Source organism: Microbacterium sp. AB (assembly GCF_032878875.1).
GTDB classification, from domain to species: Bacteria; Actinomycetota; Actinomycetes; order Actinomycetales; family Microbacteriaceae; genus Microbacterium; species Microbacterium betulae.
Window position 1 is genome coordinate 2,040,894 of the sequence record NZ_CP118157.1, and the last position, 19,239, is coordinate 2,060,132.

18 protein-coding genes are annotated in these 19,239 nt (G+C 69.0%); 7 read left to right on the forward strand and 11 right to left on the reverse strand.

Annotation, left to right across the window (positions count from 1 at the left end):
• The first annotated feature begins 39 nt into the window (after positions 1-39).
• Positions 40-705 carry a GntR family transcriptional regulator gene (locus N8K70_RS09635; RefSeq protein WP_317138132.1) on the forward strand — a complete coding sequence of 222 codons (666 nt, stop codon included), beginning with the start codon at positions 40-42 and terminating at the stop codon, positions 703-705.
• 37 nt (positions 706-742) lie between these two features.
• On the opposite strand, the gene N8K70_RS09640 is transcribed toward N8K70_RS09635, so the two are convergent.
• The gene (locus tag N8K70_RS09640; RefSeq protein ID WP_317138133.1) at positions 743-1,435 is read right to left on the reverse strand and encodes an RraA family protein; all 693 of its coding nucleotides are present in this window, start codon (positions 1,433-1,435) and stop codon (positions 743-745) included.
• Between the two features lie 127 nt (positions 1,436-1,562).
• Between N8K70_RS09640 and N8K70_RS09645 the strand changes: the two genes are divergently transcribed.
• Positions 1,563-2,864: an MFS transporter gene (locus tag N8K70_RS09645; RefSeq protein WP_317138134.1), complete on the forward strand. Its 1,302-nt coding sequence runs from the start codon at positions 1,563-1,565 to the stop codon at positions 2,862-2,864.
• Positions 2,865-2,990: 126 nt separating this feature from the next.
• Entirely contained in the window at positions 2,991-4,388 is a 1,398-nt protein-coding gene (locus N8K70_RS09650; protein WP_317138135.1) for an MFS transporter, read from the forward strand.
• Positions 4,389-4,459: 71 nt separating this feature from the next.
• Here the strand turns inward: N8K70_RS09650 and N8K70_RS09655 are convergent, their stop codons facing one another.
• A complete protein-coding gene (locus N8K70_RS09655; RefSeq protein ID WP_317138136.1) occupies positions 4,460-5,320 on the reverse strand; it encodes a helix-turn-helix transcriptional regulator in 861 nt (286 codons plus the stop codon).
• Between the two features lie 86 nt (positions 5,321-5,406).
• Between N8K70_RS09655 and N8K70_RS09660 the strand changes: the two genes are divergently transcribed.
• The 3 genes from N8K70_RS09660 (at position 5,407) to N8K70_RS09670 (ending at position 8,032) form a co-directional block, all read left to right on the forward strand.
• Complete coding sequence (locus N8K70_RS09660; protein ID WP_317138137.1) at positions 5,407-6,180, forward strand: SDR family oxidoreductase; 774 nt, start codon at positions 5,407-5,409, stop codon at positions 6,178-6,180.
• Positions 6,177-7,082, forward strand: coding sequence for an SDR family oxidoreductase (locus N8K70_RS09665; RefSeq protein ID WP_317138138.1), 906 nt, complete (start codon positions 6,177-6,179; stop codon positions 7,080-7,082). The genes N8K70_RS09660 and N8K70_RS09665 overlap by 4 nt, the downstream gene beginning before the upstream one ends.
• 323 nt (positions 7,083-7,405) lie before the next feature.
• Positions 7,406-8,032, forward strand: a complete 627-nt coding sequence (locus tag N8K70_RS09670; protein ID WP_317138139.1) for an Atu4866 domain-containing protein — start codon at positions 7,406-7,408, stop codon at positions 8,030-8,032.
• A 48-nt stretch (positions 8,033-8,080) separates the two neighbouring features.
• Here the strand turns inward: N8K70_RS09670 and N8K70_RS09675 are convergent, their stop codons facing one another.
• From N8K70_RS09675 to N8K70_RS09700, 6 genes are all read right to left on the reverse strand, one after another.
• Positions 8,081-9,130, reverse strand: coding sequence for an Lrp/AsnC family transcriptional regulator (locus N8K70_RS09675; protein WP_317138140.1), 1,050 nt, complete (start codon positions 9,128-9,130; stop codon positions 8,081-8,083).
• Entirely contained in the window at positions 9,127-10,026 is a 900-nt protein-coding gene (locus tag N8K70_RS09680) for an alpha/beta fold hydrolase (protein ID WP_317138141.1), read from the reverse strand. The genes N8K70_RS09675 and N8K70_RS09680 overlap by 4 nt, the downstream gene beginning before the upstream one ends.
• A 91-nt stretch (positions 10,027-10,117) precedes the next feature.
• The gene (locus N8K70_RS09685; protein WP_317138142.1) at positions 10,118-11,038 is read right to left on the reverse strand and encodes an ABC transporter permease; all 921 of its coding nucleotides are present in this window, start codon (positions 11,036-11,038) and stop codon (positions 10,118-10,120) included.
• Complete coding sequence (locus N8K70_RS09690) at positions 11,035-11,997, reverse strand: ABC transporter permease (protein WP_317138143.1); 963 nt, start codon at positions 11,995-11,997, stop codon at positions 11,035-11,037. The genes N8K70_RS09685 and N8K70_RS09690 overlap by 4 nt, the downstream gene beginning before the upstream one ends.
• A 32-nt stretch (positions 11,998-12,029) precedes the next feature.
• A complete protein-coding gene (locus N8K70_RS09695; RefSeq protein WP_317138144.1) occupies positions 12,030-13,649 on the reverse strand; it encodes an ABC transporter substrate-binding protein in 1,620 nt (539 codons plus the stop codon).
• Entirely contained in the window at positions 13,649-14,857 is a 1,209-nt protein-coding gene (locus tag N8K70_RS09700) for a dipeptidase (RefSeq protein ID WP_317138145.1), read from the reverse strand. Before N8K70_RS09700 ends, N8K70_RS09695 begins: the two co-directional genes overlap by 1 nt.
• A gap of 43 nt (positions 14,858-14,900) precedes the next feature.
• Between N8K70_RS09700 and N8K70_RS09705 the strand changes: the two genes are divergently transcribed.
• On the forward strand, positions 14,901-16,688 hold the full coding sequence (locus tag N8K70_RS09705; protein WP_317138146.1) for an ABC transporter ATP-binding protein: 1,788 nt from the start codon (positions 14,901-14,903) through the stop codon (positions 16,686-16,688).
• Between the two features lie 365 nt (positions 16,689-17,053).
• Here the strand turns inward: N8K70_RS09705 and N8K70_RS09710 are convergent, their stop codons facing one another.
• From N8K70_RS09710 to N8K70_RS09720, 3 genes are all read right to left on the reverse strand, one after another.
• Positions 17,054-17,995, reverse strand: coding sequence for a nucleotidyl transferase AbiEii/AbiGii toxin family protein (locus N8K70_RS09710; protein WP_317138147.1), 942 nt, complete (start codon positions 17,993-17,995; stop codon positions 17,054-17,056).
• On the reverse strand, positions 17,992-18,525 hold the full coding sequence (locus N8K70_RS09715; protein ID WP_317141209.1) for a type IV toxin-antitoxin system AbiEi family antitoxin domain-containing protein: 534 nt from the start codon (positions 18,523-18,525) through the stop codon (positions 17,992-17,994). The genes N8K70_RS09710 and N8K70_RS09715 overlap by 4 nt, the downstream gene beginning before the upstream one ends.
• A 183-nt stretch (positions 18,526-18,708) precedes the next feature.
• On the reverse strand, positions 18,709-19,239 hold the full coding sequence (locus N8K70_RS09720) for a hypothetical protein (protein WP_317138148.1): 531 nt from the start codon (positions 19,237-19,239) through the stop codon (positions 18,709-18,711).

The window sequence follows — 19,239 nt, forward strand, 5'->3', positions numbered from 1 at the left end:
CGGGTAGCGTGAGGGGATGTCGATCGGGAACGAGACCACGTGAGCCTGCACGGGATTCTTCCGCAGGTCGCGCGTACCGGCTCCCTGTCGGAACAGGTGTATCGCTCGCTGCGCGAGAGCATCGCAGACGGGCGCCTCGCGCCGGGCAGCCGGATCACCGAACGTCAGCTCGCCACGGCCCTCGACGTCAGCCCCACCCCCGTGCGCGAGGCGCTCGGCAAGCTCGAGCACGAGGGCCTCGTCGAGCGCGTCGGCTCCCGGCGGCTGCAGGTGGCGGATCACCCCGCCGAGACTCTCCGAGAGCTGATGGAGGTGGAGATCATGCTCCGCGGGGCCGAGGCCCGCTTCGCCGCGCGCAAGATCGCCCCCGAGACGATCTCGCGGATGCGCGGGTACATCGAAGAGCTCGTCGAGGCCCGCGAATCGCTCACACTGGCGGAGCAGTTCGAGATGGCGCAGCGATTCGACGCGGAGATCGCGCGCGCCGCCGCGAACCCGGCCCTGCGCACCCTCATCGAGAGCTACGCGATCTACGGTGCCGACCACCGCCTCACGCGAGCCGCGGAGGATGCGAAGGATCCCGACTGGATCGAGACGAGGATCGCCGACCACCGGGCGATCGTGGAGGCGCTCGCCGCCGGCGACGAGGACGCCGCCGAGCTCACGATGCGCGGGCACGCGCGTTCGGCGATCAGGAACCTCTAGGCCGCACGGCACGCGCAGCCCGCGGGATGATGCGCCCCTACGCGCCGTAGCCGCGCATCTCCTTGTACCCGTCCAGGGTGAACTCCGGGCTGTCGATGAAGTCGAGGTCCCGCCGCTCGGCGGCCCGGATCGCCTCGACGGCGTCGCGGAGAGACGGGAGGCTCTCCCCCGGGACGACGACGATGCCGTTCGCGTCGCCGTGGAGGATGTCGCCGGTGCGGACGAGCTGCCCGTCGATGAAGACCGGGTCACCGATCTTCGAGAGCTCGAAGTTCGCGTGGGAGACGACGGGCTGCCGCATGAAGTAGTGGAAGCCCTTCGCCCGCACCTCCGCCACATCGCGCAGCGCGCCGTCGGTGACGATGCCGACCGCGCCGAGGCGGCTCGCGAGGGCGACCATGATCTCGCCCGCGTACGCGACGCGGGTGGGGGTCCCGCTGGCGTCCTTCATGACGATGACCACGGGGCCCTCCATCCGCTCGAGCGTCGTCCACAGATCCCAGTAGCCGTGCTGACGGACGGACCGGCCGACCGCGTTGTCGACGGTCGCGGTGAGCGCGGTCCCGACCATCGTTCCCAGTTCGGGGAACGCGCACTGGACGGAACCTCCGATGTATCCCTCGCTGCGATCACGCAGCTCCAGTCGTTCGAGCGCGTTGGCGACGGTCGGGCTGTCGATCCCGCGCAGATAGAGGAGGTCGGACTCGGCCGGCGATGGCGATGAGGTCATGTCCCTGCACTTCTCCGTGAGGCGGGCGCGTTCACCCGGTTTACTATTTGCAATATCAAATGGTAACGTGCTCCGCACACGCTGCGTGCACCGTCGCACGCCGCGCTACCCGACGATGGAGTCACCCGTGAACAGTGCGCGCACCGACCGGTCCCCTCGCAGGCGCTTCCAGCTCCGCCTCGCCATGCTCGTCGCGTTGGGGGTCTTCGCACAGGAGTCGGTCTGGAACTTCCACGACGCGCAGACGCCGGTGACCCTGTCGGAGTACACGACGAGCGTCGCGCTCATCGGCCTGATCATGGGGCTGGACAACATCATCGGCATCTTCGTACAGCCGCTGATGGGCTACATGAGCGATCGCACCCGCAGCCGATGGGGTCGGCGCACGCCGTTCATCGTCATCGGCGTGCCGGTCGCCGCGCTGCTGTTCGTGCTCGTCCCGCTCGCCCCGACGTTCCCCGTCCTCATCGCGATCATCGTGCTGTTCTCGCTGACGGCGAACTCGTTCAAGCCGCTCACCGAGGCGCTCATCGCCGACAATCAGCTGCCCGAGCACCGGAGCAAGGCGAACGCGGTCGGCCGGTTCGCGTCGGGTCTGACGATCATCGTGTCGGCGCTGCTGAGCCTGTTCGTCGTCGACGAGAGCGTCGAGCTCGCCTACGTGATCTCGGCCGTCGTGATGGTGGCCTGCTTCGCCATCCTGCTGGTCTCGCTGCGCGAGTCGCGGACGGCCGCCTATCGCGCGGTCGTCGACGAGGACCGGGAGCTGGGCCGGGAGGGGACCGGCTTCTTCGCGGTGTTCACGGACATCTTCGCCGATCGCGACCGCAGCCGTCTGTTCATGATCGCCGCCGTCATCGTCACATGGGGCGCATGGGCGGCCATCCGCGCCCTGCTGACGCTCTACGGGGTGGAGCAGCTCGGACTGTCGCGCGGTGAGGCAGGCGGATTGACGCTGCCGGCGAGCGTGGCCTTCCTCGTGGTGATCATCCCGGTCGCGATCCTCTCCGACCGGTACGGTCGGCGTCGCATGATGCGCATCGGGATCGTCGTGTTCGCCGTGGGCGCCCTCATCGCCTTCGTCTTCAACACGTCGACGGTCGCGACGCTCTCCGGCGTCCTCATCGCGGCCGCCGGCTTCTCCGGCTTCGCCGTCAACGCGACGGTGATGCTGTGGAACCTCGCTCCCTCGCAGCGGCTCATCGGCGTGTACACCGGCATCTTCGCAGTCGCGCAGGCCGTCGGCTCGTCCGTGGCGCCGGCGGCGCTGGGCGCTCTCGTCGACGCCACCGACTGGAGCTTCCTCATGCTGTTCCTCACGGGGCTCTCGCTCGTAGGCCTCCTGCTCACCTTCGGCGTCCGCCGCGAGTACGCGCCGTCGCAGCTCGCCGAGCAGGAGAAGTACGTGGAAGCGGAGCGCGGCGAGTGATCTCCATCGTCCTGCCGGCGGAGGAGACGCGGCACCGGCTCGAGCCGCGCAGCGCACGATGACCCACCCGGCGCGGCGGCTCCCTGAGACGGGCGCGCGACTCGCGTCTCCGTTCCCGGTCGCCCCATGACCACGGCAGGAGACGAGAGGCGGCTGTTCGGATGGCGCTTCACGGCGCCCCTGCTGCTCGCCTCCGCGCTCAATCCGATCAACAGCTCGATGCTCGCGACGGGGCTCACCGACATCGCCCGCGAGTTCACCCTCGCCCCCGGCGCGGCGGTGACCCTCGTCTCGGTGCTGTACCTGTGCAGCGCGACAGCGCAGCCGGCCGTCGGCAAACTGGGCACGGTGCTCGGCCCGCGGCGCGTCTTCCTCGGCGGGCTGGTGGTGGTGATGATCGGCGGGCTCGTCGGCGCGCTCGCGGGCTCGTTCCCATGGCTGCTCGCCTCGCGCGCGCTGATCGGGATCGGCACGTCCGCGGCGTTCCCGACGTCCATGGCACTCGTGCGGGCACGTGCCGATCGGGCCGGGCTCGCCGCGCCGACCCGGGTGATCGGACTCCTGTCCATCGCCGCCCAGGTCGCGCTCGTGGCCGGGCTTCCCCTCGGCGGTCTGCTGACCAGCGCTCTCGGCTGGCGGTCGCTCCTCGCCATGAACCTCCCGCTCGCGCTGATCGCCCTCGTCGCGGTGGCGCGCGGGGTCGAACGCGACCCCGCCATCGGGCGGCACACCGTGCGGGAGATGCTCACGGCGCTCGACGCGACGGGCGTCGTCCTGTTCACCGCTGCGACCACGGGGCTGCTCGTCTTCCTGGGCGATCTCACGCATCCGCGCTGGTGGCTGCTCGCGGTGATCGTCGCGGTCCTGACCCTCTTGATCGCCTGGGAGCGACGAGCGCCCGATCCGCTCCTCGACGTGCGCCTGCTCGCATCCGAGCCCGCGCTCGCCCGCACCTACCTGCGTCAGCTCCTGGTCGGCCTCGCCGTCTCCACCGCGCTCTACGGGCTCAGCCAATGGAGGGAGGATGCCGCCGGCCTCGACGCGGCCGCCATCGGCGTCATCCTCCTGCCGCTGTCCGTGGTCAGCATCCTGCTCGCCCGGATCGTCTCCGTGCGCGGCTGGGTGCGCGGCTCCCTCGTCGGCGGCGCGCTCGCGGTCATCGCGGCCGGAGGGATGCTATCGCTCCTCCGGTCGGGGATGCCGGGTCTCGTGCCCCTGCTCCTCGGGGTCGCGATCGTCTACGGCGCCGCCAACGGTCTGACGAGCGTCGCGACCCAGACGGCGCTCTACCTGCAGGCTCCCGCGGATCGGATCGGCACGGCGGCGGGTCTGCTGCGCAGCTTCGGTCACATCGGCGCGATCTTCTCGGCCAGCGTCATCTCGGTCACCTTCGGCGCGCAGCCGTCCGACGCCGGTCTGCGCCTGCAGGGATGGGTGGTCGCAGGGCTCGGCGTGGTGCTGTTCCTCCTCGCCCTCGATCGCGGCATCCCGCGCACCGCTCCGAGACGGCAGCGCGGCGACTGAGGAGCGGGCGGTCCGGCGCTGCATGATGTCCGCCGGGGCGGCAGGGGCGACTCCGCGTCCGGGCCCGGACGTCAGGCCGGATCGGCGGTGAGGCTCTGGGTGCCGATGACGGAGAGCATGTCGAGGGCGTCGGCGCTGTCGGTGCCGAGGGCGGGGGTGAACCAGAGCAGCCGCTGGCGTCCGTCCTCGCTGAAGAGGTTGAGGCAGTTCACCTCGAGCAGGCCCAGGACGGGGTGGACGATCCGCTTGCGGTCGTTGCGGCGGAAGGCGACGTCGTGCTCGGCCCACAGCGCGGAGAACTCGGCCGAGGTCGCGAGCAGCTCCGCGATCATCACCGCGGCTTCGGTGTCGCGCGGTCCGCGTGCCGCGGCCGCGGCACGCAGATCGGCGACGAAGGCACGCGACTGCGTCTCGTGGTCTTCTTCGGGGTAGAGACGCCGCGCGTCGTCGTCGGTGAACCAGCGGTAGAGGAAGCTGGCGCGATTGCCCGGGAACCCGGGCTGAGCGCCGAGCAGGGCGACGGCGAGCGGGTTCTGGACGAGGATGACGTGCAGGTCGGTGATGACCTGGGCGGGTGTGGACGGCAGACGGCTGAGCAGGTCGAGCATGCCGGGATGCACGTGGGCGCCAGGACCGGTCTCGGCGGGCACGGGACGGTCGGCGAGATGGAAGAGATAGTCGCGCTCGTCGCGGGTCAGTCTGAGGGCGCGGGCGAGCGCGGAGAGCATCTGCTCCGACGGCTGCGACCCCGCGCCCCGCTCGAGCTCGTTGTAGTAGTCGACGGACGCGCCGGCCAGCTGCGCCACCTCGTCGCGACGAAGCCCCGGAACCCGTCGGCGGGGCCCGGACACGAGCCCGACGTCTCCGGGGCGGATGCGCTCGCGTCGGGATCGCAGGAACACACCCAGCTCACCGTGCTTTGCAGGACTCATGCATCCAGTGTGCTCCTGGGCGGGCCGCCGATACAGGGGACGACATCCCCTGGTTGCGATGCGCGAACAGGGGCATCGTGGCAGACATGACAGACAACGACATCACCACCGCCCCCGCCGGTTCGGCCGCCTCGCGGATCGCCATCGTCACAGGAGGCTCGCGCGGCATCGGCCGCGCCGTCTCGAAACGGCTCGCCGCCGACGGGTTCGCCGTCGTCGTGAACTTTGCGGGCAACGCCGCGGCCGCGGACGAGACCGTCGCGTCGATCTCCGCCGAGGGCGGCACGGCCATCGCGGTCCAGGCGGACGTCGCCGACGAGCACCAGGTCGCCGCGCTGTTCGACCGGACGGAGGAGGAGTTCGGCGGCGTCGACGTCGTGGTCAACTCCGCCGGACGCATGGCGCTCTCGCCGATCGCCGACCTCGACCTGCAGGTGCTCGACGAGCTGCACCGCACGAACATCCGCGGCGCCTTCGTGGTCGCCCAGCAGGCCGCACGCCGCCTGCACGACGGCGGATCCTTCGTCGGCTTCTCCACCACCGTCGTCTCCACCCAGTTCCCCGACTACGGCGCCTACGCGGCCAGCAAGGGCGCGGTCGAGACGATGATCCTCATCCTCGCCCGGGAGCTGCGCGGGCGAGACATCACGGTCAACGCCGTGGCGCCCGGCCCGACCGCGACCGCGCTGTTCCTCGACGGCAAGACCCCGGAGCAGATCGACGCCCTCGCCAAGAACCCGCCCCTGGAACGGCTCGGCACCCCCGAGGACATCTCGAACGTCGTCGCCTTCCTCGCCGGCCCCGACGGGCACTGGGTCAACGGCCAGGTGCTGCGCGCGAACGGCGGCATGGCCCGATGACGGGACGAGACCAGGTCATCGTCGTCACCGGCGCCTCCAGCGGGTTCGGCAGACTGGCGGCGGAGTCCCTCGCCCGCGCCGGACACACCGTGGTCGCGGGCATGCGGGACATCGAGGGCCGCAACGCCCCCAACGCCGCAGCCCTGGCCGGCCTCGCGGCGGCGGACGGCATCGAGCTCGGTGCCGTGGAGCTGGACGTGCAGTCCGGGGAATCGGCGGACGCCGCGATCGCCGAGGTGCTCGCCCGCCACGGTCGGATCGACGTGGTCGTCCACAACGCCGGCCACATGGTCCTCGGCCCTGCCGAGGCGTTCACGCCTGAGCAGCTCGCAGAGTTGTACGACGTCAACGTGATCGGCACCCAGCGCGTCAACCGGGCGGTGCTCCCGCACCTGCGGGCGCGGCGCTCCGGGCTGCTGCTGTGGGTCGGCAGCTCCTCCACACGCGGCGGCCATCCGCCCTTCCTCGCGCCGTACTTCGCCGCCAAGGCCGGAATGGACGCTCTTGCGGAGAGCTACGCGGCCGAGCTGATCCGCTTCGGCATCGACACGACCATCCTCGTCCCCGGCGCCTTCACCTCCGGCACCAACCACTTCGCCCACGCCGGAACCCCAGCCGACACCGACACCGAGGCCGCATACGATGTCGAATACGGGCAGCTGCGATCCGAGATCGACGGACGCCTCGCCGACCTCGAACCGGAGGGCGCCGATGTGCGGGCCGTCGCAGACGAGATCGTCCGCATCGTCGGCCTTCCCGCCGGGCGGCGCCCCTTCCGCTCCCATGTCGATCCGTCGAAGGACGGCAGCGAGGTCGTGTCCGCCGTCGCCGACCGGATACGCGTCGAGTTCTACCGCCGCATCGGGATCACCGACCTGCTCCCCACGCACGCCGCACTCTGACAGGCCGCACCTGCGAGGAAAGGACCGTTCCCGTGCCGTTCGCGAACCTCGAGGCGTCCGCCTGCCCCCTCGCCCCGACTCGTGATCCTCGAAGAGGTCCACGACGGCGGCGGGAGCCTCGGCGGCACCATCCTCGACGAGGACGTGCTCGGACGGAACCGGCCGGGCCCGCTCCGTCCGTCTGCATGCCGGCGGGCGGATAGCTGCGGACCCCCGCACGCGCGGTGGCACGGCGGTCGCAGGATGCAGGAGCCGTCGGGGAGGCTGGACCGTATGACAGAACACCTCGTTCAGTCTGACCAGGAGGTGAGGGATCGATGCCCGTGCCCGAATCGCACACCATCGTCGTCCGCGACGCCGTCGTGCACGTGACGTCGTCACGAACGGTGCGCGGCGACGTCGTGACGACGGACGGAATGCTGTCACGGGTCGGGCCGGCGCAGCGGCCCGACCCGCCGGGCGCCCTCGTGCTCGACGCTCCGGGAGCCTCCGTGGTCCCGCTCCTGGTCGACGGCGCGATCCGCGCACGAGGTGACGACGCCCGCGACCGCGACGAGCTGGCGCCGGGTCGCCCGGCGATCTTCGCCGTGATCCGCGGCGCCGTGCGCGCATCCCGCATCGGCGAGATGCTCATGGTCGATCCGAGGGACATGCTCGCCGTCGTCCTGGAGGACCGCCTGGTGGCCTGGGATGGCGCCGTGGCCGACTCGGACGATCCCGGTCCCGCCTGGACCGGCGCCTGGACGGACGGCCGCCGCGGAATGACGCAGTTCCTCACCGCGCACGGTCGCTACTCCGAGACGCGCGGCGGTCGCGCCGACGCCTACACGGGTCGCTTCTGGGCGCACCGGGACCGGATCGCGTACCTCGACGACACCGGGTTCTGGGCGTTCGGCGAGCAGGTGGACGGGATCCTCCACCACGGCGGGTTCGTGCTGCGACGCGCATGACGTCCCGCGCAGCGACGGCGCCCCGGCGCCCGCCGCGCCTCGGACACGTCAGCCGCCGGGCGCCGCGTCCACCGCCGCGCGCGTCACCCCGGACGCGACCTGAGCGCGCCACCACGGCGTCTCGATGAAGCCGCGCTTCATGAAGACGAGCTCCATCGAGGCGCTCCAGCCCCGGACTCCCTTGAGGTGCGCGATGGTGCCGGTCATGAAGTCGTGCAGCGTCTCCGTGCTCGGCAGGATGATCTCGCAGTACAGCGAGTTCTCCTCCAGCGCGGCCGCGAGGAAGCGCACCGACACGTGCTGCGCGAGGGTCTGCGCGACCGAGGCGATCCGGGACGGCTCCACCCTCAGCATCAGCAGCGTCTCGGCGCTCATCCCGAGAGCGGATGCCGGCACCATCGTCACGGTCGTGAGGCAGCCCGCGGCGCGCATCCGCTCGTACCGGCGGCGCACGCTGCTCTCGTTCATGTCGAGCTTCGCGCCGATCGAGAGGAACGACGCACGGCCGTCGTCGCGCAGCTCCTCGACGATCGCCCGATCGGCGTCATCGAAGTGCGTGGGATCGCACGTGTTCGGCGCCGGCATGTACGAGAGTGGATCGGTGGTCGCTTCGGCGTGCGCGTCGTAGAGCTGACGACCCCAGTCGAAGCTCACCTTGTAGGTGTGCACGACCAGGTCGCTGCGCCAGCGCTCCACACCGGGGATCCCCTGGAGATCGGTGAGCACATGAGCGTACGTGGCGGAGTCCCCCGGGATGACGACCTCGGCGAACACGTCGAACTTGCCCGTGACCAGTGTCACGAAGCGCACGTACGGAGACTCGATCAGCGCCTCGGCGACGGCGAGCTGCGAGCCGGGGCTGCAGTTGATCCGCACGAAGAACGTCTCGACGTGGCCCTCGCTGCCCAGCGTCGGCACGATGCCCACTCGGACGATGCCCTCTGCGAGCAGACGCTGCCCGCGCCGGGTGACGGTCGAGACGGACGCCCCGGCGAACTCCGCGATCGAGGTCCAGCTCGCCCGTCCGTCCTGCTGAAGCGCCACGACGATGCGACGGTCGAGATCGCTGACCTCCCGGCCGAGCCGGATGCCGCTCATCGGGTCGGCGGACAGACCCGATGGAGGAATCCGCGCACCGTCCTCGTCCACGCCTCTGCCTCCTCGATCTGCGGGGAATGCCCGGATCTCTCGAACACCACCATCTCGGAGTCCGGCACGAGATCGGCGATCGCCTCGCTACACGATACTGGCGTGATCCAGTCCGTCCGCCCCACGGTGATGAGTGTCGGCACAACGATCTCGTGCAGGCGGGGTTTCAGGTCGTAGCCCGGCAGGTTCAGCGAGAACGCGTCGTTGTGCGCCCGGTACCGGTACGGCGTCGCCTCCGCCTTGCGCTCGACCGCTTCCGGATCGTAGACGAAGTCGTACAGCGGCAGGATCTCCCGCCAGCAGTCCTTGAGGTCCTCGTCGTCGCGGACCCGCCCGGCATCGATCCGGTCGAACTTGTCCATGTCGATCGTCACCCGGTCCGAGGCGAGCACGTTCTCGCGGGCGAGGTGCGCGTGGGAGTTGTCCGGCGACGTGTCGCGCAGCACGATGGCCTCCACACGGTCCGGATACCGCAGCGCGTACTCCAGCGTCATGAAGCCGCCGTACGAGCCACCGGCCATCACGATCCTCTCGGCGCCGATCCATGCGCGCAGGCCGTCGATGTCGGCCGCCCACTGCTCATGGCTGTAGCTGCCTTTCCCCTCGCTCTGGCCGCTCCCCCGCGCGTCGAACACCACGACGCGGTACTCGTCGGCGAGTCGCCCGAAGCTCGCTCGCGGCTCGGCGCGCGACCCCAGCCCGGGAGCGCCGTGATGGGCGATGATCACCGGGGCGCCCTCCGGGCCGAGCACCTCGACCGCCAGGTGGTTGCCGTTGATCTCGACCCGCTGGTGCTCTCCGGTCGCCGCAGCGAACTCCGGGGAGACGGTCTGATCTGCTGCCATGATGTCCTCTTTCTCGAAATCGGTGCCGCGCGCCCGGAGCGCGATCCGGTCTCGGACGCTGGTCGGACCCGGTGGGGGGGCTCCCGTTCCCTCACCGGGCGAGGCGGCGCGGATTGCGCGCGTCGTTGTAGGCGATGGAGAGGAGCGTCGCGGACAGGACCAGGATCAGGATCGCGATCGAGGGGAAGAGCGTGAGCCACCAGGCGCTGACCATCGCCCCGGCCTGCTGCGCCTCGAACAGGATCCGGCCCCACGACCAGGTCGTGGGATCGCCGAGACCGAGGAACGCCAGCCCCGCGGCGGACAGGACGGCCCGAGACGCCGTGACGACGACGGAGACGACGAGCACCGGAGTGACGGCGGGCAGGAGGTGCCGGGTGATGATCCACCAGGGCGACGTCGTCATCAGCCGGGACGCGTCCACGTACGGGAGCCCGACGACGGTGAGCGCCTGCGACCGGACCAGACGAGTCACCTCCGGCCAGGAGAAGGCCGCGACCACGAGGATGATCGTCGTGGTGCTCGGACCGACCAGCGCCGCCACCAGGATCATCAGCGGCAGGACGGGCAGCGAGAGCGTCATGTCGACGACGACGCTGATGACGCCGTCCAGACGCCGGAAGTAGGCGCCGATCACGGCGATGATCGTGCCGAAGACGATGGCGATCACGGAGGCGGCGACGGCCACGAGAACGCTCTGCCGGGTTCCCCAGATCACCTCGGAGAACACGTCGCGTCCGAGCGCGTCCGTGCCGAGCCAGTGCTGCCCGCCCGGCGGACGGAGCACATCGGGGCCGTAGCTAGCCGGGTACGGCGCGATGAGAGGTGCGGCCAGCGCGATGGCGACCAGCAGGAGCAGCAGGCCGAGCGAGACGATCCCGAGCGGGTCTCGGCGGAACGCCCGCCAGGTGTGCGCGCCGGCGCGCTCCCTGCCGGAGGCGACCGGCTCGGCGAACGGCGCGGTGTCGGAGACCGGCAGCGGGGCCGCTCCGGCGAGGAAGGGAGCGGTCATGACGTCTTCACTCTCGGGTCGAGGTAGCCGTAGACGATGTCGGTGATCGTGTTCGCGACCACGACGGTGACGGCGAGCATCAGGAAGGCGCCCTGCAGGACGGGGAAGTCGAGCTGGGTGACCGCCTCGAAGATGCCGCGCCCGATCCCGGGGTAGGCGAACACGGTCTCGGTGAGCACCGCGCCGCCGACCAGGAAGCCGAGTTGCAGTCCGATGAGCGTCGTGGTGGGCAGCAGCGCGTTGCGCAGCGCGTGCTTCCAGAGGATGCGGCGGCCGTGCACGCCGTTGGCCTTGGCGAGGAGGATGTAGTCCTCCCCCAGGGTCTCGATGAGCGTCGAGCGCATCGTCAGCACGTACGAGCCGACCTGGACGAGCATGAGGGAGACGGCCGGCAGCACCAGGTGCCTGGCCACGCTCGTGTACCACTCGAGCCCGTAGGCGCCGTTCGCGTACGCGCCGCCGATGGGCAGCCAGCCCAGGTTCAGGCCGAACGCGAACAGGAGCAGGATCGCGACGCTCGGCACGAAGAGCGACTGGCCGGTCACGCCGAGGACCTGCACGGACCTGTCGACGAAGCGGCCCTCGTGCGAAGCCGCGGCCACGCCGAGCGGGATGCCGATGACGATCGTCAGCGCCAGCGCGGAGAGGGTGAGCAGAAGCGTCCACGGCAGCCGCTGCAGGAGAACGTCCGACACGGGGATCGACTGGGTGAACGAGATCCCCAGGTTCCCCTGCAGCAGCTGCCACATGTACAGCGCGTACTGCACCACGAGGGGCCGGTCCAGGCCGTACTGCTCGAGGATGGTCGCCCGGATGGCATCCGTCATGTTCGGGCTCGCCAGCGCCAGAGCGGGGTCGCCGGGCAGCAGACGCAGGAGCAGGAACGTCACGGTCACGGCGAACCAGATCGTGAGCAGGCCTCGCCCCGCACGACGGAGAACGAACGATGCTCGGGACACCCGGGCGACCTTCCTCGAGATTCGACGGTGGATTATTCGACCGGGTACGCGCTGGCGAGGGAGAGCGGGTTCACGATCGAGAGGAGCTCGCTCGGCTTCGAGATGAATCCGGCCCATTCGTCGCTGGCGGCGAAGAACAGGTTCTGCGTGTATATGATGTTGTCGTAGACCTGCTCGTGCACGATCCGGTTCGCCTCGCGCATGATCGAGATCTTCTCCTCCTCGTCGAAGGTGACCATGCCCTGCTCGATCAGGGCGTTCAGCTCCGGATCGTCGACATCGGTGTAGTTGATCGCCCCGCCGGGCAGGTACGACAGCGCGAAGTTCGTCACCGGGTCGTCCATGATCGCGAAGTTCCCGGCGTAGATGTCGTAGTCGCCCTCGCTCGTCATCGACAGGTAGGTGTTCCGCTCGGTGCCCTGAAGCTCGATGGCGATGCCGGCCTCTGCGGCGCTGTCCTTGACCATCTGCGCCCACTGGCTGGTCACGCTGTCCTGCAGCGAGTAGATCAGCCGGAACGAGACCGGGAAGGTCCCGTCGGCGTTCGCGGTGTGGCCGGCCTCCTCCATGAGGGAGCGCGACAGCTCGGGATCGAACGCGTATTCGGTGACCGTGTCGTCGTAGTAGCTCGCCAACACCGGCATGAGCGCGCTGGAGCCCGTGGACACCGCCTGCCCCTGGAGCACCACCGTGCGGATCGCCTCGTAGTCGACCGCGTGCGCGAGCGCCTGCCGGACGAGGACGTCCTCCAGCTCGGGCTTGGCCATGTTGTAGACGAGGTGGGCGTAGCCCAGCCCCGCCGCCTCGATGACCTGCAGGCCGTCGGCGCTGCTCAGCTGCTCGACCTGTGCGGGCGGAAGCGCGTTCGCGATGACGTCGATCTCGCCGCTCTGCAGCGCCAGGATCTCGGTGTTCACGTCGGGGTACACGCGGTAGACGACCTCGGCGGGTCCGGGGACGCCGCCCTCGACGAGGGGGTAGTCCTCGACGCGCTCGAGCGTGTAGTGCTGCCCGACCTGGAAGTCGGTCAGGACGAACGGCCCCATGCCGACCCATCCGCCGTCGCTGCCGTCGTTGGCGAACTCCGCGATCGATCCCTGCGGCTCGAACACGTGCTTCGGCACGACGACGCCCCAGAAGCCGATCTCGTCGACGATCGAGGAGTCCGGCTGCGTGAGCGCGAGCTCGACGCGCGTGTCCGACACCGCGGTGGCCGTGTCGAGGTTGCCCAGCTGGCCGTAGAAGGTGCCCGCCGCCTGATCGCGTTTGACCGCGTTCAGGGTCCAGGCCACGTCCTCCGCGGTGAGCGGCTCTCCGTCGCTCCACGTGAGGTCGTCGCGGATCTCGTAGTAGCCGGTCGTCTCGTCCACGTAGCCCCAGTCGGTGGCGACGTGCGCTTCCTTCGTGCCGTCGTCGCTGATGCTCAGCAGGTGCGGGTACATCAGGTTGGTGATCCACGAGTCGGTGCGACTGTTGCCGAGCACCGGATTGAAGTTCACCACGTCCGTGGTCGTGCCGATGCCGAGGGTCGCATCGCGGGGGCCCGGGCTCCTGCCGGACTCCCCCGGCTCCGGCGCCGAAGGGGCGCACGCGGCGAGGCCGACGGCGAGAGCCGCGGCCGCGCCGAGGGCGAGCACTCTGCGGTGTTTCATCAGACCCAGACCTCCTCGAGGACGCGCATGGTGTTGCCGCCGACGACGGCGCGGATCTCGTCGTCGGAGTAGTCGTGCTTGACGAGCCAGCCGATGATGTTGGAGAAGGCCTCGGCGGGGTTCTCGACACCGTCCACATACGGCTGCTTCTCGTACTCGACGTCGGCGTGCGCCTGGCCGAGGGACAGGTTCGACGAGAACGCGTCGTGCAGGCCCACATGATCGCCGAACAGCGTGTCGGGTCCGAAGCTGACGTGGTCCAGGCCGACGAGGTCGACGCAGTACTGGAAATGGTCCATCACCGACTCCAGAGAGTGCTTCGGATGCTGGGGCGAGATCGTCGTGTGCGGAGCCGCCTCGATGCCGATCACGCCACCGCGCTTGGCGCACTCGATGATCGTCTCGTCGGTCTTCATCCGGTTGGTGGGCCAGAGGCCGCGGGCGCCGGCGTGGGTGATGAACACCGGCACCTTGGAGTGCGTGATGACGTCGACACAGGTGCGGTCGCCCGAGTGCGAGATGTCGATCGCGATGCCGAGCTTGTTCATCCGCTCGACGGCGCGCTCGCCCAAGTAGGTCAGTCCGCCGTCGGCCCGCTCCTTGAGACCGGAGCCCAGCATGTTCGCCTCGGAGTAGGCGATGCCCATCTGGCGCACGCCGAACCCGTAGAGCACGTCGAGACGGTCGACCTCGTTCTCGATCATGGTGGCGGCCTCGAGCGCGAAGACGTGAGCGACCCGGCCGGTCTCCGCCGCGCGCTGGATGTCCTTGACGGTCTCGGCCTTGATGACGAAGTCCTGGTGGGCGAGGTCCGCCATGCGCACGCCCAGGTCGAACAGCACGTCCTGGTACTTCCACCCTGCGTCGCTGGAGATGCAGCACGTGCCGTCCATGCCGTTGTCGAACACGGCGGTCAGCCCGGAACGTGAGAGGCCCTCGTACCCGGTGGGCTCGCGGCCCTGACGGATGTGGTCGCGGAGCTCCCCCATGTCCTCGGGGAACACCTGGACGTGCTCGTGCAGGGAGATCACGGTCTCTTCGCGCAGCAGGCGCTGAGCGCGCTCCTTCTGCGCGTCGCCGAGCTCAAGCCCGGCGTAGGCGGGCACGCGGCCGATCTGCTGGGCGTAGCGGAACGCGCGGTAGTCCTTGCCCGCTTCGAGATAGTCGTAGGCGGTGTAGCCGGTGTACCGGGCTGCGGGTTCGAGCACGGAGGCGCTCCTTCGGTTCGATGATGCGCGGGCCTCTCTCCGCGTGACGGACGGAGAGAACGTCTCGAACTTCGGGGATTTCGGCGTAGATGTCAACTGTTCTGGTGAATTTCGGCTGTTATGTTTCTTACTCGAAACAAAACAGATTCATGCGGCTGTCATGATGGGCTCCATGGAGAACGCGCCCGCACCCGTGCACGACATCGTGCTCGACGTCCAGAACCTCACGGTCACGCTCGGGAACGACGCGCGGCCCGCCCGCGTCGTGGACGGCGTGGACATCACGGTGCGCCGAGGCGAGGTGTTCGCGCTGCTGGGCGAGTCCGGCTCCGGCAAGTCGATGACGGCACGGGCGATCATGGGGCTCATCGACCAGGGCGAGATCGAGGCGACCTCGATGACGCTGGGCGGGACGGATCTGCTCCGCCTCACGCCCGAGCAACACCGCCGCCTGCGCGGGGTTCGGGTCAGCCTTGTCCTCCAGGACGCCCTCTCAGCGCTGAACCCCGTCCTCAGCATCGGCGACCAGATCGTCGACCTCATCCGCGCGCACCGCGCGGTGAGCCGTCGCGCCGCGCTCGAGCGCGCCGTCGAGCTGCTGACGCTCGTCGGCATCCCGTCGCCCGCCACGCGCGTGCACGACCATCCGCATCAGTTCTCCGGCGGCCAACGGCAGCGGATCCTGATCGCGATGGCGATCGCCCTCGAACCCGACCTCATCATCGCCGATGAGCCGACCACAGCGCTCGACGTCACGGTGCAGGCGCAGATCCTCGAGCTGCTGCTCTCGCTGCGCGATCGCCTCGGCATGGGCATCCTGCTCATCACCCACGACCTGGGCGTCGTCATGGAGGTCGCCGACGAGGTCGCGATCATGCGCTCCGGTCGCATCGTCGAGGCCGGCGACGCCGACACGCTGCTGACGGCGCCGCGGCATCCGTACACGCTCCAACTGCTGAACTCGATGCCGAACGAGGTCTCCGCCATCCCCACCGCGGAGGAGGACGCCACTCCGATCCTGTCGGGCGTCGGGCTGCGGCGGACCTTCCGGGCGGGCAGCGGACCACGCGCGCATCGGGTGGTCGCTGTCGCCGGCGTCGACCTGAGCCTGCACAGCGGCGAGATCCTCGCCATCGTCGGGGAGTCCGGAAGCGGCAAATCCACGCTCGCCAGGATGCTGGTGGGCCTCGACTCCCCCGACGAAGGGACTCTGACCTACCGGGAGCAGGACGTGACCTGTGGTCGCCTTCGCGACCGGAAGATCCTGCGTCGAGGCGTGCAGATGGTGTTCCAGGATCCGTACACGTCCCTGAACCCCCGGATGACGGTGCAGCAGATCATCGCGGAGCCGCTGGCGGCGACGAGGACGGGGACTCCGGCATCCCGTCGTGCACGTGTCGGAGAACTGCTCGAGCTCGTCGGCCTCTCCCCGGAGATGGCCACCCGTTTCCCGCATCAGTTCTCGGGAGGTCAGCGACAGCGCATCGGGATCGCGCGAGCCCTCGCACTCGATCCCGACGTGCTCGTGTGCGACGAGCCCGTCTCGGCGCTGGACGTCTCGATCCGCGCGCAGATCATCGATCTGCTCTGCGAGCTGCGCGAGCGCCTCGGCATGTCGATCGTCTTCATCGCGCACGACCTCTCGCTCGTCCGGCACATCGCGGACCGCGTTGCGGTGATGTACCTCGGCGACATCGTGGAGATCGGCGAGACGGAAGAGGTCTACGCGCATCCCTCGCATCCCTACACCCGCTCGCTGCTGTCGGCGATCCCGCCTCAGACGCGGGAGGCACGCGGCATGCTCGGCCGTCGGACGCCGCTCGCCGTCTGAGCGTCGCCGCCTCACGATCGGCCGGAGCGTCTGTCGTCAACGCGCACCGGCCGGCCACGCGGCCGTTTCGGGCAGCGATGAGAGCCACGCGCGCCGAGACGTGAAACGCCGCTCAGCGGAGCTCCTGGATCACGTCGAACGATCCGCGCGTCTGCGAAGATGTCGACGGCAGAGTGGCTGGGGTACCTGGACTCGAACCAAGAACAACTGAGAGCCACCTGGCCCGTCCGAGCGAAGCCCCGAATCGGTGGAGTTCCCCGTAATTTCAGGGATCTCATGGGGTCGAGTCTACCGACAGCTACGCAGTGATTCGTGCTGATTCGCGCCTCTCAGGAGGATTTCTGGTCACCAATCTGGTCACCAGATCAAGTGCCCTCCGGGAGACTGTCGCTCGGGACAGACGACGAGGCGATAGCGTCGATGACCTGATTAAGCCACTCACGCGCAGCGGCGATGTCCGGCAGTACGGGCGTCTGGCCGTCGACCTCCGTCTCGGCGCGCGCGTCGGCGTAGGCGAGTTCCCACCCGCCCATCGGGCGCAACGGGAGCGGCGGCCATGCCTGCTGCCGTCGCCAGTCGAACGTGCGCACGCACAACCCCCACAAGACTGGCAGATCAGGGCCGGCATTCCAGAGGAGTTGCAGGTCGACCAGGTCATGTGCTCTCACGTAGGCAGGATCGGTGACAGCGTGGAGCTTCTGCGCGATCTGGTACTCCAGATCGACGAGCTCAACGGGTTGCAGATCCCCGAATCCGAAGTAGGCACCGAACTGCACAAGCTCGCCGTCGATCTCCTTTCGCGCATGCGCGTAGGGATCGATCTCGGGATCCGAGACCTCAACATCAAGCGCACCCCAGGCTGCGCCGAGGAACGCGATCGACACCCGGTACGGGTGCATCACATACTCCGGTCGAGCGAGCCCCGGGTCATGGAGCTTCACCGTTCGGACGGTCGCGGTGAACGCGACGCGTTCGGGCGCATCCGGATCGCGACGCAGCTCGCCCTTCGACGCCGGCACTGTTCCCCATCCCTCGGCCAAACGCGCACGGAACGCCTGCTCGAACTCCTCGCCGCGGACGCGGGTGGAGACATCGAGGTCGGAGGTAGCGCGTGTACCGCGCTCGCCGAAGCGCAGCTTCACACCCATGCCGCCCTTGACGGCGACAGCATCGGGAAGCATCTGTGACACGATCAGCGTGCAGAGCATCACTCGAGCACGCGCAATCGGGATACGGAGTTCGGCGGCGACCTGCGCGAGCCGGGCATTGAGTTGCGTCACGTTCAGCGGCGGGGCCACTTCAGTCACGCCGACACCGCCTTCCCTGCAGCCGCGTCCTGCTCGCCGATCAAGTCTCGTCTGAGCGCCTCATCGACCATGTCCTCCCATCGATCCGGCGGCATCCGATCGCGCATGTCCTCCAGTGCCCGCTGAACAGTCGTCGCCGGGATGCCCTCGTAGTGAGTGAGATCCTCTTCGGGTACGTCAGGCCGGTTCTCCAGTTCCATCCACTCTGGCAACGTGCGCCGTACGCGGCGGCGCGTGCCCACACGCACCTTCGGCGGATTGAATTGCCCGAGCCCGAGCAGATCGAGCACGGATTCGCGGTGTAGGAACGCGCCTTCCCCGGCAAGAGCCACGGCAACCAGCGGTTCGGTGAACGGGGACGTCGGCACGTCGCGGTGCGTGTATACACCCTGCCCGTATCCGCGGAGCGCACCGCGAGCAGCGAGCTTCCGCACCTCGACGGCAGGCACGCCCGCGTCCTCCGCCTCGGCGACAGTCACCACGCCGTTGCGGGATGCAGCGAGCTCCCAGAGATCTATCCGGTATCCCATCGCTTCCACCCTTCGCCAAAATAGTACCATTAACGGTACGGTTATGACAGGCCTGCAGCACTCGCATGAGTACCCAAACGTCAGTTGCACGGCAGGTTCGCCTCATCGGCCGTGATGAGCTCCGCACGTCCGGCTCGAGCCCGGTTACTCGACGGGGAGTAATACGGGCCTGGGGCCGACTCCCTAGTCGCCGATACCCGCCACCGCCACCGCCGCATCCAACGCGACAACGTAATCGATCAGCATTCTGATCGCCTCCTCGACCGACTCTCGAGTAATGATGATGCTGCGACCCACCACCGAGACATGCAACTTCCGCTCCAGGTTTCGGCGCAACTCGTTCGCCCGAGACCAATTCGTGGTCTGCATGGTAGTCAGTGCTCCGTCACCATGTGCGAGAGCATTACGGGCATCGACGATGAGCATCAAGTGCTGAACAAGAGTCTGAGGTTCGATGACAATGCCGAACCCATCCCGCAAGACCTCCTGACGGGCCGACCAGTTCTGCTTGAACGCCGGTGTAGAACGCCCGATCAAGAACTCACCAAGCCTGGATCGCCGCGCGGGCGACAGGTCGAAGAGCTGCTGGATAGTTTCATCGACGTGGGCTTCCGTCGTCGCAACCGCGACTGTGAGGGCGGATGAAGGTGGGGTTCGCTCTATGAGTACTCGTGCCAGTCTGCGAGCTGTCACCTCCGCTTCTGCGCCGACCAT

What these genes read in the sequence shown, in the direction of transcription:
- N8K70_RS09715 (WP_317141209.1), bottom strand. Translation starts at nt 18,525, where the DNA reads ATGGGATACCGGATAGATCTCTGGGAGCTCGCTGCATCCCGCAACGGC.
- N8K70_RS09695 (WP_317138144.1), bottom strand. Translation starts at nt 13,649, where the DNA reads ATGAAACACCGCAGAGTGCTCGCCCTCGGCGCGGCCGCGGCTCTCGCC.
- N8K70_RS09650 (WP_317138135.1), top strand. Translation starts at nt 2,991, where the DNA reads ATGACCACGGCAGGAGACGAGAGGCGGCTGTTCGGATGGCGCTTCACG.
- N8K70_RS09665 (WP_317138138.1), top strand. Translation starts at nt 6,177, where the DNA reads ATGACGGGACGAGACCAGGTCATCGTCGTCACCGGCGCCTCCAGCGGG.
- N8K70_RS09675 (WP_317138140.1), bottom strand. Translation starts at nt 9,130, where the DNA reads ATGAGCGGCATCCGGCTCGGCCGGGAGGTCAGCGATCTCGACCGTCGC.
- N8K70_RS09655 (WP_317138136.1), bottom strand. Translation starts at nt 5,320, where the DNA reads ATGAGTCCTGCAAAGCACGGTGAGCTGGGTGTGTTCCTGCGATCCCGA.
- N8K70_RS09720 (WP_317138148.1), bottom strand. Translation starts at nt 19,239, where the DNA reads ATGGTCGGCGCAGAAGCGGAGGTGACAGCTCGCAGACTGGCACGAGTA.
- N8K70_RS09685 (WP_317138142.1), bottom strand. Translation starts at nt 11,038, where the DNA reads ATGACCGCTCCCTTCCTCGCCGGAGCGGCCCCGCTGCCGGTCTCCGAC.
- N8K70_RS09660 (WP_317138137.1), top strand. Translation starts at nt 5,407, where the DNA reads ATGACAGACAACGACATCACCACCGCCCCCGCCGGTTCGGCCGCCTCG.
- N8K70_RS09640 (WP_317138133.1), bottom strand. Translation starts at nt 1,435, where the DNA reads ATGACCTCATCGCCATCGCCGGCCGAGTCCGACCTCCTCTATCTGCGC.
- N8K70_RS09680 (WP_317138141.1), bottom strand. Translation starts at nt 10,026, where the DNA reads ATGGCAGCAGATCAGACCGTCTCCCCGGAGTTCGCTGCGGCGACCGGA.